Consider the following 15,164-nt stretch of genomic DNA (forward strand, 5'->3'; position numbering starts at 1 on the left):
GAGCACCGGAATTGCCAGGACCGGCATCGCGATCGGCGCGAACAGCAGCAGACCGACGATCAGCCAGAGCGCGAGCAGGATCCGCAGCGCGGTGTGATGCGCCAGCGGGCTCGCGTAGACGAACCCGTGCTGCCGGATGCGCCGGCGCAGCCAGCCGTCGCCGATCGCCGCCGCCAGCACGATCGCCATGAAGGGCCACCAGGCCAGCAGCAGCGCGATCCGGCGCAGCGCCTGTGCGAACGCGCCCCAAATCACGTCCAGGCGTCCGCGCAACCAGGCCCACACGGGAGGGCTGTCTCGGGGTAAGCTTCGGGCAAGCACTCGGCGCTGCGGCTCGGTCGGGCGTTGCCACGGGTCCCCGGCAATTGTAATCGCCCGGCATGGGACGAGCCGCGGCCTTCTGAAACACCTCTCGCGGCAGCACCCATGCCCGGTTGAGGGTGGCTGCTGCTGGTGCTGCTCGGTGCCTTGGTGCTGGTCACGACGAAGCGGCTGGTGTGACTACCGCCGCCGTCTCCGCTCTGATGCTCGGTGCGTTGCTCTGGTTCGCGCCGATGCTTGCGTTCGGTACCGTCTGCGGCGCGGCCTTCGCGGCACTTGTTGCGGTTATGGCGCCAACACCGGAGCTCGCCCCGGAGGTCTTCACGGTCGCTGCCATGGGTGCGCTGTTCGCGGGGACGGTACGCGCGCCGCTCACCGGATGGAGTCCCGGAGTTCCAGCGTCTTTTCGGCCGGGTCCGTGATGGCAATTTCCGCCCTGAAGGCAGCGCGCCCGGGGACTTGGACAGCATGCCGGAGCGCGGCATGATCGGCGTCGCCGTCCATCTCACCCCGGTGATCCTCCCCACCAATCGGGCGCGCTTGCTGCCCATGGTGCTGGAGATCGCCGACATCGCCGATGGCGCGTGACGAGCCGAGAGCGAGAGCATACGCTTGCACCCGCGAGATCGGAGCTCATGAAATACAAGCCCGGGTCAGTCGGTCCGGACGGGGAGATCAGCGGCGCGAACCTGTTCCGGTCCATCCGCGGTTCCAGGTTTCGCTTTCGGAATCATCAACACAAGAGGACGTTCCATTGACCCAGCGATGTTTGCGAATGCCCACCGTTCGTGGGCTTGTTCAAGCGACGGGTATCGTCCTGAGCCTCGGGCTCGCGGGCGGTGCCGCGGCGGCCGAGCAGGGCGTCGATCCAGAAGCGGATCGCGTCCTGCGCGCCATGTCGAGCTATCTGGGCGGTCTGGCCGCCTTCAGCGTGCAGGCCGATGTGGATGACGAGATCATCGATCTGGCCGGCCAGAAGCTGCAGCTGAGCAGCTCGGCAAGCCTCTTGGTCGAGCGGCCCAATCACTTCCATGCCCATCGGCAGGGGCCTCTGGCCGATATGGAGGCCGTCTTTGACGGCCAGACCTTGACGCTGCACGGCAAGCGCCTGCAGATCTACGCGCAGCTCGAAGCCCCCGGCACCATCGACCAGGCAGTGACCGAGCTGCGTGCCGCGACGGGTTTCGACGCCCCGGCGGGCGATCTCTTCTACGCCGACCCCTATCCGGGTTTGATGACGGACGTGACCGCGGGCGCCTATCTGGGCATCGCCTATGTGGACGGGACGGAGGCCCATCATCTGGCCTTTCGGGCCGCCAAGGTCGACTGGCAGATCTGGGTCCGCACCGGCGATCAGCCGCTGCCGATGAAATACGTCATCACCAGCAAATGGGTGGCCGGCGCCCCGCAATACAGCGTTCGGTTCCGCGACTGGGATACGGCGCCCACGATCGCGGCCGGTCGCTTCACCTTTGTCGCCCCCGCGGGTGCCCGTCAACTGGAAACGCTCTCGGTCGACGACCTGGGTGCGCTCATGATCGAGGAGGCTCAGTGATGAAGAAACGCCGCCCAATCAACTCAATTGCGATGGGGATCGGCCTCGTCGCCTCCGCGCTCATCGTCGATGGATGGCTGCCGATCGGCATCGCGATCAAGGATGCACACGCGGTCGTGGGTCGTCCCATGACGCCCGGAAGCGTTGCCGGCGTCGCCCGGCGCACCACGCGCCGGACCATTCGCCGCTCGGCGGTTTATGTGTCCACGTTGCCTGCCGCCTGCCGTACGGTCGTGATCGACGGCACCTCCTTGTATAGCTGCGGCGGGAGCTACTATCAGTCCTACGGCGGACGCTACGCGGTGGTCTACGTCGATTGATCGAATGCCATTCGCGCTCCCCGGTAGACCGTGCCGACGAGGCCGGGGAGCTCGAGGACCGAATCGCGGACGGCGGTCGCGCTTTCCTCGAGCGGCGGACTCCTAATAGGCCTCCGGAACCATGTTGAACGGGTAGTCCGGCTCACGGTAGTCATCGGACTTCTGCCGCTTGGGCAGCTCCACCTTCTCGCGGGGCAGCTCTTTGTAGGGGATCCGGCCCAGCAGGTGACGGATGATGTTCAGGCGCGCCCGCTTCTTGTCGTCGGAGCGCGCGACATACCAGGGTGCCCAGGCGGTATCGGTGGCCGCGAACATCTCGTCGCGGGCCCGCGAGTAATCGTACCAGCGGCTGTAGGATTTCAGATCCATGGGCGAGAGCTTCCAGATCTTCCGCCCGTCGTCGATACGCCCCTCGAGCCGCCGGGTCTGCTCCTCCATGCTGACTTCGAGCCAGTATTTGATGAGGATGATTCCCGAATCGACCATCTGCTTCTCGAACCCCGGGACCATCTCGAGGAACCGCTTCGCCTGCTCCTCGCTGCAGAATCCCATCACGCGCTCGACGCCCGCGCGGTTGTACCAGCTGCGGTCCCAGATCACCACCTCGCCGGCTGCCGGGAAGTGCGGAATGAAGCGCTGTCCGTACATCTGGGTCTTTTCACGCTCCGTCGGCGCGGGCAGCGCCATGACGCGGAACACGCGCGGGCTGACCCGCTCGGTGATCGCCTTGATGGTGCCGCCCTTGCCGGCACCGTCGCGGCCCTCGAACACGATACAGATCTTGAGCCCCTCATGCCGGACCCACTCCTGGAGCTTCACCAGCTCTTCGTGCAGCTTGCGCAGCTCCTTCTCGTAGGTCTTGGTCTTCAGCTTGCCGGATGCGGATATCTCCTCGACGTTTGCGGCGTCCGTGACGTCGATATGGGTTCTGTTTTTATGTGATTTTTTGCTCATTGCCTGGGTCTCCTTCGGTGGGCGGCCGCCCGATGGCGGTCGGAACGCTGGCCGTCTTTTTGCTCGGATAGCGAACAGCAAAAGGGCTGCCAAATGTTGTACTTCGATGACGTCGGCGCGGGCTCACCGGAAAACAGCGATGGGTCCGCGACATCTATCCGTCTGCTATCAGAGATAGCGCTGGGCGGCGGAGACAAAGTCCTCTTGGTGGGGAAGATCCCGCGGGTCGATGGCGACGGGCAGCACGACGGCGCGCGCACCGCGGGCGGTTTGGAGCTCTTGGAGGACCATGACGCGGGCCGACGGGGCGCCGGGATCACGTAGGATGTTCATAGGCCCTAAGCAGAGCTCGATGTCCTCCGACCACAACTGGCGCTCGGCCTCTGCGAGACGTTCGGCGACGACCTCCAGATGGGCCTTCAATAGACCCGCGTCCGCGCCGAGTGCCTGCAACTGTCGCGAGACGGCGTCGAATTCCGCTTGGATTCCGGCCGCGTCCGGCCCGCCCGGGTCCGGCCGATCGAAGCTCAGCGTCCCGCGCTTCATGTTTCGGAGCTGACGCTGCAGCAGGTCGCGCTGGCGTGTCAGATCCGCACGCTCGACCCGTGCCTCGGCGATCTGGGTCAGGGCCAGCGTGAGCAGATGATCGAAGGCGCGCCGCTTGAGAAAGCGCCTGCACTCCTCCTCGATGGTCTGGGGCTCGAGCAGGTGGTGTCCGGAGAAGCTGACCGTCACTTGGGCGACGTCGCGCCGCACCTGGTCGCCCACCAAGTCCATCCCGAGGATGTTTCTCTCCTCCCGACGCGCCATGAGCAGGGCCGTCACCCGCTCGGCACCACGCCCCTCGTTCCCGGAAAGATAGTCCGATAGGGCTCGGTCGCGCGCGAAGATCTGAAGCATTTCCTCGCCGGAGGCGAACATCGCAGAAAGCCGGGGATCGTTGCGATAGTCTTCGAATCGGGCCGTCACAGTCGCGGGGATGCCGTCCACCAGGGCCACCACGTGATCGATCGCGTGGATAACCGGGGCGCGCAGCCGCTTGCGGTAACCGGGAACCAGTCGCAACCGGGGGTCGGTGCCGTCCACGGTTCGCTCGATGGCCATCTCGATCAGCGACTCGGGATAGCGCCCGATGCTCTCGCGGCCACCGAAGATGGATTGAAAGAGCTTCACTGCATCTCCTCCGATTGGGCCGTCTGCGATAGGTATCGCTCCACGGCTATCTGCAGATTGAACAGCATGCGCTCGCGCCCGAGGGTCTTGCCCAGCGGCGAGCGCTGTACCATGCGCAAGACCTCAGGATTCAGCGCCACGAGCCAGAGCACGGCACCGCGTTCGCGCAGACGCTCTTCGCCCTCGATCAGCATCTTGAGTGCCGAGTACTCGATGTCGGGAACCGCGCTGAAATCCATCGCGACCACCTTGGGCTCGGCCGCATCAATCAGAGGCAAGAGCTGCTCGCCGACGCGTTGGGCATTGGCGAAGAAGAGGCGTCCTTCCGGGCGCACGATGAGGAGGCCGGGGAAGGACTCGTCGTCCGGATGCGTGTTCGACTCGGGGCGAAAGACATCGGTGCCGGGCTTGCGGCCCAGGACATAGAGTCGCGGATGGGCGGCCTGATAGGCCAGGGCAACGAGCGAGACGACGACCGCCACCAGGATCCCCTTCAGGGTCCCGAGTACCACGACACCGGCAAAGGCCACCAGTGCCCAGACGAATTCCATGCTCCGGATGCGCAGGATGTCGCGAAACTCGGCCGGTTGGATCAGGCCGATCGAATAGACGATCACCACGGCGGCCAGGGTGGCCTGGGGCATCAGCCCCATCAGCGGTGCGAGGAGGACCAGCGTCGCGAGCGCGGCGATCGCCGTCACCAGGCCCGCCACCCGGGTGCGTGCTCCGGCACGCCGGTTCACCGCCGTCTGGGAGGTCCCGCCGCCGGTCGGCATGGCGCCGAATAATCCGCCGGCCACGTTGCCGAGCCCGGTCGCCAAGAGCTCCCGGTTCGGCGCGGGGCGCGGCTCGCCTGGACCGGCAAAGGCCCGAGCCGCGGCAATGGACTCGGTAAAGCTCATCAATGCGATGCCCAAGGCGCCCGGCCAAAGCTGGGCGATGAGGTCGAGGTCGGGCGCAACGAAGGCGGGCAGCCCCGATGGGATATGACCAACGGTCTCCACGCCGTGCGCCTGGAGTGCAAAGAGACCCGAGACGGCAATCCCCAAGCCGACGGCGACCAGCGGGGCCGGGGCGCGTGGGACGAATCGCTCCATCCCGACCAAGATGACGAGCATCACCACGCCGACGGCCAGGGTGACGAGCGATGTCTCGGGCAGGTGCTGCACCAGCGCCAGCAGGTTCTGCAAAAAGCCGCCCTTGTCGAAATGGATGCCCAACAGCTTCGGGACCTGATCGAGGACGATGACGAGCCCGATCCCCGCCTTGAAGCCCGTCAGCACCGGCTCCGAGATGAAGCTCGCGACGACCCCGAGACGCAGCACCGAGGCCAGGATCAACATGATCCCGACCAGGACGGCGAGCGTCGCGGAGGCGGTCAGAAGCGCCGCCGGATCCCCGCTCGGCACGACCAGCGCGAGCTGGGTCCCGGTCAGGATCGCGAGCGTTGTAGTGGTGCTGACGCTGAGCGGCCGCGAGGTGCCGAGGATCGCGTAGATCACCATCGGCACGAAGGCCGTGTAGAGGCCGATCTCCACCGGCAGCCCGGCGACCGTGGCATAGGCCATGGCCTTGGGGACCACGACCGCCGCCGTGGTCAGACCGGCGACCAAGTCCAGTCTCAACCACTCCACTCGGTAACCGTCGAGCCGCTCAAGCATCTTTTTACCCCTCATGCGAATTCAGATGGCCCATGCTCCCAATCGCTTTCGGTTGGTCGACGCCCACCGCGCCCTCCGACCCTGACGACCAGAGGAATTAAGAACGCAAGAAAACGGCCAAACCTCGCGGAGCGATCACCCATGTCAGGGTGCGCTGAAAGGTCTCGATTCGTCAAAGGCTTGATCTTACTGCTACCGACACCGTTCATCTTGGGTCGGCGCTCCTTCTCCGAAATATCGGAGTCCCTACGACTTCTCGGAGGCGTACGCGGCGAGATCGATCCGGATGCAGACAGCAAGGTGTCTATAGGGTTGGCATCGGTTCTCACGCCGGGGCGGCGTACGACGACATAATCCTTCGATCCCCGCAGCGGAGCCGCGCCTTGAGTTACCGAGAACGTATCACCCTCGAGCCCGACAAGCGTTCGGGACAGCCCTGTATCCGGGGGCTGCGCATCACCGTATACGACATCCTCGGTTACCTTGCCGCCGGGATGACCGAGGCCGAGATTCTGGAGACTTCCCTGATCTCGAAGCGGCGGACATCCTAGCCGCGCTGGCGTTTGCCGCGGATTTTCCGGCGATCTCCTGAACCCTGCTGAACCGCGCTCGGCGCGGTATGTGATGTTTTGGATGGGATCGGCCCCGGCAGACTTGACGAGCGTTGGAGCCGGCGCGGTTTAAAAACTAAGGCTAACTCCGTGAATAGGCATCCCGACTGCGCATGCCCGAACGACCCGAACTGCTGTAGAGGCGAATTAATTCGCCCCTACACGCCGGTAGATCATTTTCCGGAAATCGCCTAGAAATATCTCCGTTTAAACCCCGTCCCTGCTAAGGGCTGTGGATGCACCAAACGTCGAGCTCATTCGAAAGTGAGCATCTCGCTCTGATTCGACTTGGTGCCTCCTCTCGGCAGGCTAACGGGCGGTATCCATCGGCCTCCCGGGGAAGTCGTCGAGCCAGGCCAGAAACAGCTTGTAGCCGAGCACCAGGACCACCGCACCGACGAACAGCCCGATGATGCCGGAGGTGATGAAGCCCCCGATCGCACCGACGAAGATCACCGACATGGGCACCTGCACGCCGCGTCCGAGCAGGATGGGCTTCAAGACGTTGTCGATGCTGCCGACGAAGAGGCTCCAGATTAAGAAGAGGATCGCCGGGACGGTATCCGCCGTCGCCAGGACATAGATCACGATCGGGATGGTGATCGGAAAGATGCCGATCTGGACCGTGCTGAGCAGTAGACACAGCAGTGCCCAGAGCCCGGCGCCGGGTAGACCGATGGCCATGAAGCCGATACCGGCAAGAATGGATTGGATCAGCGCGACACCGAGGATCCCGCGGGTGACGCTGCGGACCGTCGCCTCGGCCAGTTCAGCGAAGTCTGCGCCTCGCTCGCCGGCCAAGCGGACGGCGAGCGTTTGGGCGAATGCCCCGCTCGCCTTAGCGTTGGCGAGGAACACCCCGGCGATGATGATGGCGACGATGAACTGAAGGATGCCAAAGCCCGCGCCGGCCGCGGTCGACAACAGCCAGCCACCGACGGCCTTCAGTTGCGGCGCGATCTTCTGGATCGCCGCCCCGAGGTTAGTCGATGCTTGGGACCAGAAGGTGCTCAGAGACTCTCCGACCAGCGGCCAATCCCGCACCGAATCCGGTGGTGGCGGCACGGCCAGGGTGCCCTCCTGAAAGCCCTTGGCGAGTCCCTGGGCCGTGTCCACCAAGGTCGCGCTCAGCATCACCGCAGGCACCATGAGCAGGACGATCCCGAGGATGACGAGCGTGGAGGCCTCGAGTCCGCTTCTCCCGCCGAACAAGCCCCGCAGCTTCAGATAACCCGGGTGTGCCGACACCGCGATGATCACCCCCCAGGCGATCGGGATAAAGAACGGCTGGATAATGCTGATGCACCAGGCCACGAGCAGGATGAGGATCCCGATCCTGACGGTTGTCTCCAGTGCAGTGGCCACAACCTCTCGTTGCTGGATCATGAAGATCTCCTGCTCAGTCCACGGGCAATCTGACCGGTACCGCATCGACACCCCACATGTCGTCGCAATACTCGCGGATGGAGCGGTCCGACGAGAACTTTCCGCCGCGCGCGGTATTCAGGATCGACATGCGTGTCCAACGCTCGGTGTCTGTCCATGCCGCGCTGACCCACAGCCGCAGGGTATTGCCGGTGTCGACACCATAGCCCTGGATCGGCGTGTCGTAGGCGGTGCCCTTCACCACCCGAAACGGCACCCAGCGTACGCGAGACGTGCCCGACTCGTCCCGGTAGGGCTCGGTGTGCCCGCCCCAGTTGGCGCTGTAGGCCACCTCCGGTTTCGCGATCTCCCAGGGATTGCCCTAGCGCAGCCACTTGTCGGTGATCTCGGTCTGCCATCCGTCTCGGATCTCTTGGTCGAAGATGCCGAACTCGTAGCGGATGCCGTAGCCGATCGCGGGGCGCTCCAGAGCGACATAGGTCATTCTCCTGTTGCATTCGGCTTCGGAGATGTCCTCGATTTCGGTGAGACGCGGTTTAAAATTCAATATTTTTAATATTCTAAACCGTGCCAGCTCCGCCGGTCGTCGGAGCTGGCACGGCCAAACCACTCGTACACGATGCGCATATCTCACCGGGCGCGGTTTAGAGCGGCCACACCCAGTTGGTGATCTCGTCCCGATCTGTCCCGTGCTCATGCGCATAGGCCAGGTTCAGGATGATCTCGTTCTTCATCCGCTCCTTCAGGTGCGCCGCCCGCGCGGCCAGCCCCGGCACCCAGTCGATGACGTCGATGACCAGCGTAAAGCGGTCGGTCTGGTTCAGGATGGCCAGCTCGAGCGGGGTGTTGATGTTGCCCCGTTCCTTATAGCCGCGCACATGCAGATTCTCGTGGTTCTTGAACCGGTAGGCGAGCTTGTGGATCAGCCAAGGATAGCCGTGGAAGTTGAAGATCACCGGCTTGTCGGTCGTGAACAAGGCATCGAACTCTCGGTCGGTGGAGCCGTGCGGGTGCTCGCTTGCCGGCTGCAGTTTGTAGAGGTCCACGACGTTGACGAAGCGGACCTTCAAATCGGGCAAGTGCTCGCGCAGCAGCGCGGTCGCGGCGAGCGCCTCCTGGGTGGCCACATCGCCGCAGCAGGCCATCACCACGTCCGGCTCGACGCCTTCGTCATTGCTGGCACGGCCCCAGATGCCGATGCCCTTGGCGCAATGCACGACGGCTTCGTCGATGGTGCTGAACTGCAAATGCTTCTGCTTGTCGGCGACGATGACGTTGATGCAGTCGGTGGAGCGCAGGCATCGGTCCGCTACCGCCAGCAGGGTGTTGGCGTCGGGCGGCAGATAGACGCGGCAGACGCTCGGGCTCTTGTTGGTGACCAGATCGATGAAGCCGGGGTCCTGGTGCGAGAAGCCGTTGTGATCCTGCCGCCAGACGGTGGAGGAGAGCAGGATGTTCTGGGAGGCTACCGAGGCGCGCCAGGGCACGTGGTTCTTGGAGATGTCCAGCCATTTGGCGTGCTGGTTGAACATCGAGTCGATGACGTGGGCGAAGGCCTCGTAGGTGTGGAAGAAGCCGTGACGCCCGGACAGCAAATAGCCCTCCAGCCAGCCGATCAGGGTGTGCTCGGAGAGCATCTCCATGACGCGCCCGTCGCGGGAGAGCTCGCCGCCGTCGGCGTCCTCCGGCAGAAGCTCTGCCATCCACACCTTCTTGCTCACCTCATAGACCGCTTGCAGACGGTTGGATGCGGTCTCGTCCGGACCGAACAGGCGGAAGTTGGTCATGTTGTTGCGCATGACATCGCGCAGGAATTCACCCAGCGGACGGGTGTTCTCGCACAGGACCTTACCCTTCTGGTCGTCCGGCACCTGCACCGCGTAGTCGCGGAAATCCGGCAGCTTGAGATCCCGACGTAACAGGCCGCCGTTGGTGTGGGGATTGGCGCTCATGCGCCGGCCTCCGCTGGGGGCCAGCTCGCGCAGCTCCGGCACCAGCCGCCCGTCGGCGTCGAACAGCTCGTCGGGCCGGTAGCCGTGCATCCAGTCTTCCAGCAGCTTCAGATGTGTCGGGTTGGTCCGCACGTCCGAGAAGGGCACCTGGTGCGAGCGCCAGGAGCCCTCGGCCTTGTGGCCGTTGATCTCCTTGGGTCCGGTCCAGCCCTTGGGCGTACGCAGCACGATCATCGGCCAGCTCGGCAGCTCCGCCTTGCCGCTCCGGCGCGCCTCGGACTGGATGCGGCGGATCTCGGCGATGGCCGTGTCCAGGGTCGCGGCCATCCGCTGGTGCATGGTCTCGGGGTCGTCGCCCTCGACGAAGTAGGGGGTGTAGCCGTAGCCGTGGAAGAGAGCTTCGAGTCGATCATGGCTGATGCGCGCGAGGATGGTCGGGTTGGCGATCTTGTAGCCGTTGAGGTTGAGGATCGGCAGCACCGCGCCGTCGCGGATCGGGTTGATGAACTTGTTGGAATGCCAGGCGGTGGCCAGCGGCCCGGTCTCGGCCTCGCCGTCGCCCACCACGCAGGCGACGATCAGGTCCGGGTTGTCCAGACAGGCGCCGTAGGCGTGGGAGAGGCTGTAGCCCAGCTCACCACCCTCGTGGATCGACCCGGGGGTTTCCGGGGTGACGTGGGAGCCGATGTGTCCGGGAAAGGAGAACTGCTTGAAGAATTTCCGAAGGCCATCGGCATCCTCGCTCTTGTCCGGATAGACCTCGGAGTAGGTCCCCTCCAGGTAGGTCGGTCCGAGCACGCCCGGGGCGCCGTGACCGGGACCGGCCATGAAGATCACGTCGAGGTCGTCGCGCTTGATGCAGCGATTCAGATGCGCCCAGGCGAAGGAGAGGGCGGGGCTCGCGCCCCAGTGACCGAGCAGACGGTGTTTGACGTGCTCGATCGCCAGCGGCTCCTTTAGAAGCGGGTTGTCGCGCAGGTAGATCATGCCGACCGAAAGGTAGTTGCAGGCGCGCCACCAGGCGTCGATGCGCTTGAGCTCATCGGCGTCGAGGGGCTGAGCACTGGGGACGGTAGTCATCGCTTTCTCCTGGTGGTTGACGGTCATGCTCCCGACCGATCGTTGGGGTCGGAAATTCTGATTTGGTTCGGGTCGAAACGGCTCCCATTGCGGTCGGAGCGGAGACGCGCCCCGAGTCATCCCTGTCCTCGCAGCAAGAGCAGTCGTCGGGTGGATCCGCTTCGCTTGTTCCATCGTACCTGCGTCGTGTTTCATTTCTTCGTGAAGGATTCGTTACCTATCACTCGACTTGGCCAAGCAGCAGCACCAAGGAGCGGGGTCGCAGCTCGTAGCTGTCTGCGGCGATGGGCCGCGCCTCTTCGGGCGGAACGATGTCCTCGGGCGCGTCAAGCGCGGTGTCGATCAGGCGATGCCACGGCGCCATCGGCCCTCCGGGAGGCGGCGGCAGCTCGAAGCGCAGCGGCTCCCAGTAGGCGCTCACCATCATATGGATCGTCAATCGCCCGCTCAGGCTCCAAAGGGTGCAGGCGAGGCTGTGGGAGTCGTCGCCCCAGTCCGGCTGGCCCAAGCGCACGCCGTGCCACTCGATGCGGGCCCGGGCGAGGATCTGGTTGAGGGTCAGGCCATGGTCGCCCGCCGACAGCTCGCGCCGTTGGCGTAGGGCAATGAGTTGCTTCACGAACCGCTGCAGGTCCCGGTGCCGCTCCACAAGCGTCCAATCAAGCCAGCCGATCTCGTTGTCCTGGCAGTAGGCGTTGTTGTTGCCGAGCTGAGTGCGGCGTGCCTCGTCGCCCATCAGGATCATGGGCGTGCCCAACGCGAACAGGTTCAGCGCCAGGAGGTTCCTGATCTGCCGGCCGCGCAGGGCCTCGATCTGCGGATCGTCGCTCGGGCCCTCGACGCCGCAGTTCCAACTTCGGTTGTCGTTGGCTCCGTCGCGGTTGTCCTCGCCGTTGGCCTCGTTGTGCTTGCGGTCGTAGGAGACCAGGTCGTTCAGGGTGAAGCCGTCGTGGCAGGTGACGAAATTGACGCTCTGCTCCGGCTCACGCTCCTCGTGACCGTAGATGTCCGGGCTTCCCAGCAGCCGGGATGCGAGTCGCTGGACCGTGCACCGGTCGCCCCTGACGAAGGCGCGCACATCGTCGCGGAAATGCCCGTTCCATTCCTGCCAGAAGTCGCCGACGAAGCCGCCGACCTGATAGAGCCCGGCAGCGTCCCAGGCCTCGGCGATCAGCTTGGTTCCGGCCAGCACCGGGTCGGTCTCGATATCGAACAGTACCGGCGGATTGGGCAACGGCCGACCGAGTTCGTCGCGGCTCAGGATCGAGGCGAGGTCGAAACGGAAGCCGTCCACATGCATGACCTCGACCCAGTAACGCAGGCTGTCGACGATCATTCGGCGCACGACCGGATGGTTGCCGTTCAGCGTATTGCCGGTGCCGGTGTAGTTGGCGTAGCGGGCGCGGTCGGGCTCCAGAATGTAGTAGGCGTCGTTCTGGAGACCCTTGAAGCAGAAAGTCGGTCCTCGGTCGTCACCCTCGGCGGTGTGGTTGAACACCACGTCGAGGATGACCTCGATACCGGCCCTATGCAGGGCCTTGACCAGGTCGCGAAACTCGTCGATGGCACCGAGCGGGTCCGTGCGCGAGCTGTAGCCCTGGTGGGGTGCGAAGAAGGAGACCGGCGCGTAGCCCCAGTAATTGACCCGACCGGGCGGCGCATCGGAGGGATCGAACTGAAAGACCGGCAGCAGCTCAACGGCGGTGATGCCGAGCTCGACAAGGTAGGGGATCTTCTCGATCAGGCCCGCGTAGGTGCCACGCTTAGGGGCGGCGATACCGGAGCTCGGATGCCGGGTGAAGCCGCCGACATGCATCTCGTAGATGACGGTCTGTGAAAACGGGCGGTGCAGCGGCGCGTCGCCCTCCCAATCGTAGCCCGAGACGTCCACGACCACGCTCTTCATGGCGACTGCGGTGTTGTCGCCCGGAGCGGAGGCGGCCCTGCGGTCGTAGCCGGAAGGCAGAGCCACGCAACGACCGTAGGGGTCGATCAGCGGCGTGTTCGGGTCGAAGCGCAGTCCGCGCTCCGGCGCCCGAGGCCCGATGGCGCGATAGGCATAGAGCTGGCCGGGGCCAAGTCCGGGCACGAAGCAGTGCCAGTAGTGGTTGGTCCGGTGTCGGGCAGGGTCGAGCGCGATCACCCGGGCGGGGCGCGGACCGTCGACGGCGTCGAAGAACAGCAGCTCGATGCCCGTGGCGTCTGCCGAGTACATCGAGAAGCTGACGCCGTCCGGACGCGGATCGGCACCGAGCGGGTAGGGCTGGCCGGGTTCTACGGTATCGCTCATCGGATCACTCCACAGGAAAAGCCCGCGGATCCCAAGGGAGGGGAGTCGCCAGTCTCACCCGTTCGGGAAGGCCGAATAATCCACCGTGATCGTTTGCATAAAGCCCCCTTCGCTGGGATGTCAGTCTGTCCGGACATACGCCCGAGCCCATTTCCGGCGATTGCCGGCAGTGCCGTGATCGGCAAGAATCAGAGAAATTGACGATTCGCCCGCGCCAAGCCCGCCGGCTTGCCGATGAGGTAGGCGGTTTCTCGGAGGTCCACACCTTGGAAGCGAAAAAGCTCCGTACGATCGACGACTTGCTGCGGTCCCCCGAAGAGCGCGTCGAGCTGATCAACGGCGAGATCGTCAAGCGGCCGATGGCCCGCTCCGATCATGCGTTGGTTCAATCCGGCGTCTCCGACGAGGTCGCTGTTCTGAAGAGAAAGAATGGCCCCGGCGGCTGGTGGATCATGCCCGAGATCAGCGTTAACTACAGTGAGACCCAGTGCCCGAGCCATGACTTGGCGGGATGGCGACGGGAGCGCGTACCACGCAGGCCTACGGGCGTCATGGAGATCCTGCCGGATTGGGTCTGTGAGATTACCTCGCCGGGGCATGAGCGGAAGGACCTCTTTCACCACTTCTTGCTCTTGCAGCGCCACGGAGTCCCCGACTACTGGATCATTTCCCCGGAAGACAAGACGCTGATCGCCTATCGACTCGTGGACGGAAAGTATCATGTCGTGTTCTCGGTGGAATATGGCGTCGAGGCGGCGGCTGATCGGGTGAGAATCCCTCCGTTCGAAGAGATCGAGATGGACCTCCGCTATGTCTTCGGGGGCGAAGATTGATCCCGACTGACGCAGATCGCTTCAGATGTCGCCTGGCTCTTCGGTGACGCCCGCGGGCAGCGTAAAGGGCGTCGCGAACAGGAGCGGCGTCATGAACAGGGCGCCTCCGCCGGGTCGATGGATGTCGGCCTGCTCGTAGATGCGATCGAAGAGTGCTTCCGCGTCGTCTCCATCGGCGACGATCCGGACCATGCGCACCAGGGACGGCTCGGGCAGTTTGCCCTTCCGCGTGACGGCCTCCCGCAGCACTGAATGTCCGCGACAGTAGACGCTCTCGGCCCGGGTAATGCCCTGCTCGCGCAGCCAGGCGAGCAGCCGTCGCTCGGTGCCGTCGTCGGGCAGGACGCAGGAGATGAGCTTGGCTGGCTGGCCCGGAACCCGAGGGGTTGGTTTTACCGGGCTCATGGCGCGTCCCCCTGGTCCGCAAACGTTGCGAGAACCTCGCGCGGGATATAGGTCGCCATCCGCTCGACCGGTGTGATGTAGGCCATGCCTGCGCCGGGAACATGGAGGTCCGCGGCGCGGTAGACCGCCTCGAAGACCACGTCCTGAGAATCGGTGGCGACCAGGATGCTGACGACGTCCTTCTCCGCCTCGATCGCGATCCCGAGCAGCCCGAGCCGTTCCCGCGGGCCGATGCCCCGGGCGTGATGGACCAACGCACCGGCCGCTCCCATGGCCCGGGCGGCCGCGATGACCGCATCGCCGCGCCCTGTAGAGACGACGCAGGTGATCAGCGCGACGTCGGTCAAATAGGTGATCTTGTCGTCTTTCATACCAGTGCCTGGACCTCTTGCTCATGATGGATAGCCGCATCGCCGCTGGCGGCCCTTGCCTGTCGGCCGGCCTGCATACGCGCCCAGAGCCCGGTCAGCAGAACGCTGATGATCGGGCCGATGGAGGCCAGGCAGAGGATGCCGAAGCCTTCGACGGCGTGGGTGGCGTTGCCGAGCCCGAGCCCCATCGCGAGCACCAGCGGCACCGTGATGGGGCCGGTGGTGACGCCGGCGCTGTCCCAGGCGACGTTG

At 64.8% G+C, this 15,164-nt stretch carries 15 protein-coding genes and 2 pseudogenes; 5 read left to right on the forward strand and 12 right to left on the reverse strand.

Going from position 1 to position 15,164, the window contains the following annotated elements; translation table 11 throughout:
• The coding region (locus VLR48_RS14665) for a DUF4400 domain-containing protein (RefSeq protein ID WP_325292507.1) at window positions 1–285 on the reverse strand (285 nt) is incomplete at its 3' end.
• 212 nt (window positions 286–497) lie between these two features.
• Between VLR48_RS14665 and VLR48_RS14670 the strand changes: the two genes are divergently transcribed.
• From VLR48_RS14670 to VLR48_RS14680, 3 genes are all read left to right on the forward strand, one after another.
• Window positions 498–743 carry a chloride channel protein gene (locus VLR48_RS14670; RefSeq protein WP_325292508.1) on the forward strand — a complete coding sequence of 82 codons (246 nt, stop codon included), beginning with the start codon at window positions 498–500 and terminating at the stop codon, window positions 741–743.
• Window positions 744–1,096: 353 nt separating this feature from the next.
• Complete coding sequence (locus VLR48_RS14675) at window positions 1,097–1,876, forward strand: DUF2092 domain-containing protein (protein ID WP_325292509.1); 780 nt, start codon at window positions 1,097–1,099, stop codon at window positions 1,874–1,876.
• Window positions 1,876–2,196 (forward strand): hypothetical protein, encoded by a 321-nt coding sequence (locus VLR48_RS14680; RefSeq protein ID WP_325292510.1) that lies wholly within the window; start codon window positions 1,876–1,878, stop codon window positions 2,194–2,196. The genes VLR48_RS14675 and VLR48_RS14680 overlap by 1 nt, the downstream gene beginning before the upstream one ends.
• Before the next feature lie 102 nt (window positions 2,197–2,298).
• On the opposite strand, the gene ppk2 is transcribed toward VLR48_RS14680, so the two are convergent.
• The 3 genes from ppk2 to VLR48_RS14695 form a co-directional block, all read right to left on the reverse strand.
• The gene (gene ppk2, locus VLR48_RS14685) at window positions 2,299–3,150 is read right to left on the reverse strand and encodes a polyphosphate kinase 2 (RefSeq protein WP_325292511.1); all 852 of its coding nucleotides are present in this window, start codon (window positions 3,148–3,150) and stop codon (window positions 2,299–2,301) included.
• Window positions 3,151–3,318: 168 nt separating this feature from the next.
• Window positions 3,319–4,323: a hypothetical protein gene (locus tag VLR48_RS14690; RefSeq protein ID WP_325292512.1), complete on the reverse strand. Its 1,005-nt coding sequence runs from the start codon at window positions 4,321–4,323 to the stop codon at window positions 3,319–3,321.
• Window positions 4,320–5,984, reverse strand: coding sequence for a SulP family inorganic anion transporter (locus tag VLR48_RS14695; protein WP_325292513.1), 1,665 nt, complete (start codon window positions 5,982–5,984; stop codon window positions 4,320–4,322). Before VLR48_RS14695 ends, VLR48_RS14690 begins: the two co-directional genes overlap by 4 nt.
• Window positions 5,985–6,367: 383 nt before the next feature.
• Between VLR48_RS14695 and VLR48_RS14700 the strand changes: the two are divergent.
• Window positions 6,368–6,576: pseudogene (locus tag VLR48_RS14700) on the forward strand (DUF433 domain-containing protein).
• Between the two features lie 328 nt (window positions 6,577–6,904).
• On the opposite strand, the gene VLR48_RS14705 reads toward VLR48_RS14700, so the two are convergent.
• The 5 genes and pseudogenes from VLR48_RS14705 to glgX all read right to left on the reverse strand — a co-directional run bounded on the left by VLR48_RS14705 (window position 6,905) and on the right by glgX (window position 13,303).
• Window positions 6,905–7,981, reverse strand: a complete 1,077-nt coding sequence (locus tag VLR48_RS14705) for an AI-2E family transporter (protein ID WP_325292514.1) — start codon at window positions 7,979–7,981, stop codon at window positions 6,905–6,907.
• A gap of 13 nt (window positions 7,982–7,994) precedes the next feature.
• On the reverse strand, window positions 7,995–8,162 hold the full coding sequence (locus VLR48_RS14710; RefSeq protein ID WP_325292521.1) for a glycogen/starch/alpha-glucan phosphorylase: 168 nt from the start codon (window positions 8,160–8,162) through the stop codon (window positions 7,995–7,997).
• Window positions 8,139–8,450: pseudogene (locus tag VLR48_RS20305) on the reverse strand (glycogen/starch/alpha-glucan phosphorylase); the annotation flags it as partial. The pseudogene VLR48_RS20305 and the gene VLR48_RS14710, both read right to left, overlap by 24 nt.
• A 175-nt stretch (window positions 8,451–8,625) precedes the next feature.
• On the reverse strand, window positions 8,626–11,013 hold the full coding sequence (locus VLR48_RS14720; protein WP_325292515.1) for a phosphoketolase family protein: 2,388 nt from the start codon (window positions 11,011–11,013) through the stop codon (window positions 8,626–8,628).
• A gap of 220 nt (window positions 11,014–11,233) precedes the next feature.
• A complete protein-coding gene (gene glgX, locus VLR48_RS14725; RefSeq protein WP_325292516.1) occupies window positions 11,234–13,303 on the reverse strand; it encodes a glycogen debranching protein GlgX in 2,070 nt (689 codons plus the stop codon).
• A 266-nt stretch (window positions 13,304–13,569) separates the two neighbouring features.
• On the opposite strand from glgX, the gene VLR48_RS14730 reads away from it, so the two are divergent.
• A complete protein-coding gene (locus VLR48_RS14730; protein ID WP_325292517.1) occupies window positions 13,570–14,136 on the forward strand; it encodes a Uma2 family endonuclease in 567 nt (188 codons plus the stop codon).
• Between the two features lie 21 nt (window positions 14,137–14,157).
• On the opposite strand, the gene VLR48_RS14735 is transcribed toward VLR48_RS14730, so the two are convergent.
• The 3 genes from VLR48_RS14735 to VLR48_RS14745 all read right to left on the reverse strand — a co-directional run.
• Window positions 14,158–14,541, reverse strand: coding sequence for a hypothetical protein (locus VLR48_RS14735; protein WP_325292518.1), 384 nt, complete (start codon window positions 14,539–14,541; stop codon window positions 14,158–14,160).
• Window positions 14,538–14,912, reverse strand: coding sequence for a P-II family nitrogen regulator (locus tag VLR48_RS14740; RefSeq protein WP_325292519.1), 375 nt, complete (start codon window positions 14,910–14,912; stop codon window positions 14,538–14,540). The genes VLR48_RS14735 and VLR48_RS14740 overlap by 4 nt, the downstream gene beginning before the upstream one ends.
• The coding region (locus VLR48_RS14745; protein ID WP_325292520.1) for a DUF1538 family protein at window positions 14,909–15,164 on the reverse strand (256 nt) is incomplete at its 5' end. The genes VLR48_RS14745 and VLR48_RS14740, both read right to left, overlap by 4 nt.

The organism is Thiocapsa sp., assembly GCF_035467215.1.
Classification (GTDB): domain Bacteria; phylum Pseudomonadota; class Gammaproteobacteria; order Chromatiales; family Chromatiaceae; genus Thiocapsa.

What these genes read in the sequence shown, in the direction of transcription:
- VLR48_RS14675 (WP_325292509.1), top strand. Translation starts at nt 1,097, where the DNA reads ATGCCCACCGTTCGTGGGCTTGTTCAAGCGACGGGTATCGTCCTGAGC.
- VLR48_RS14680 (WP_325292510.1), top strand. Translation starts at nt 1,876, where the DNA reads ATGAAGAAACGCCGCCCAATCAACTCAATTGCGATGGGGATCGGCCTC.
- ppk2 (WP_325292511.1), bottom strand. Translation starts at nt 3,150, where the DNA reads ATGAGCAAAAAATCACATAAAAACAGAACCCATATCGACGTCACGGAC.
- VLR48_RS14695 (WP_325292513.1), bottom strand. Translation starts at nt 5,984, where the DNA reads ATGCTTGAGCGGCTCGACGGTTACCGAGTGGAGTGGTTGAGACTGGAC.
- VLR48_RS14705 (WP_325292514.1), bottom strand. Translation starts at nt 7,981, where the DNA reads ATGATCCAGCAACGAGAGGTTGTGGCCACTGCACTGGAGACAACCGTC.
- VLR48_RS14720 (WP_325292515.1), bottom strand. Translation starts at nt 11,013, where the DNA reads ATGACTACCGTCCCCAGTGCTCAGCCCCTCGACGCCGATGAGCTCAAG.
- glgX (WP_325292516.1), bottom strand. Translation starts at nt 13,303, where the DNA reads ATGAGCGATACCGTAGAACCCGGCCAGCCCTACCCGCTCGGTGCCGAT.
- VLR48_RS14735 (WP_325292518.1), bottom strand. Translation starts at nt 14,541, where the DNA reads ATGAGCCCGGTAAAACCAACCCCTCGGGTTCCGGGCCAGCCAGCCAAG.
- VLR48_RS14740 (WP_325292519.1), bottom strand. Translation starts at nt 14,912, where the DNA reads ATGAAAGACGACAAGATCACCTATTTGACCGACGTCGCGCTGATCACC.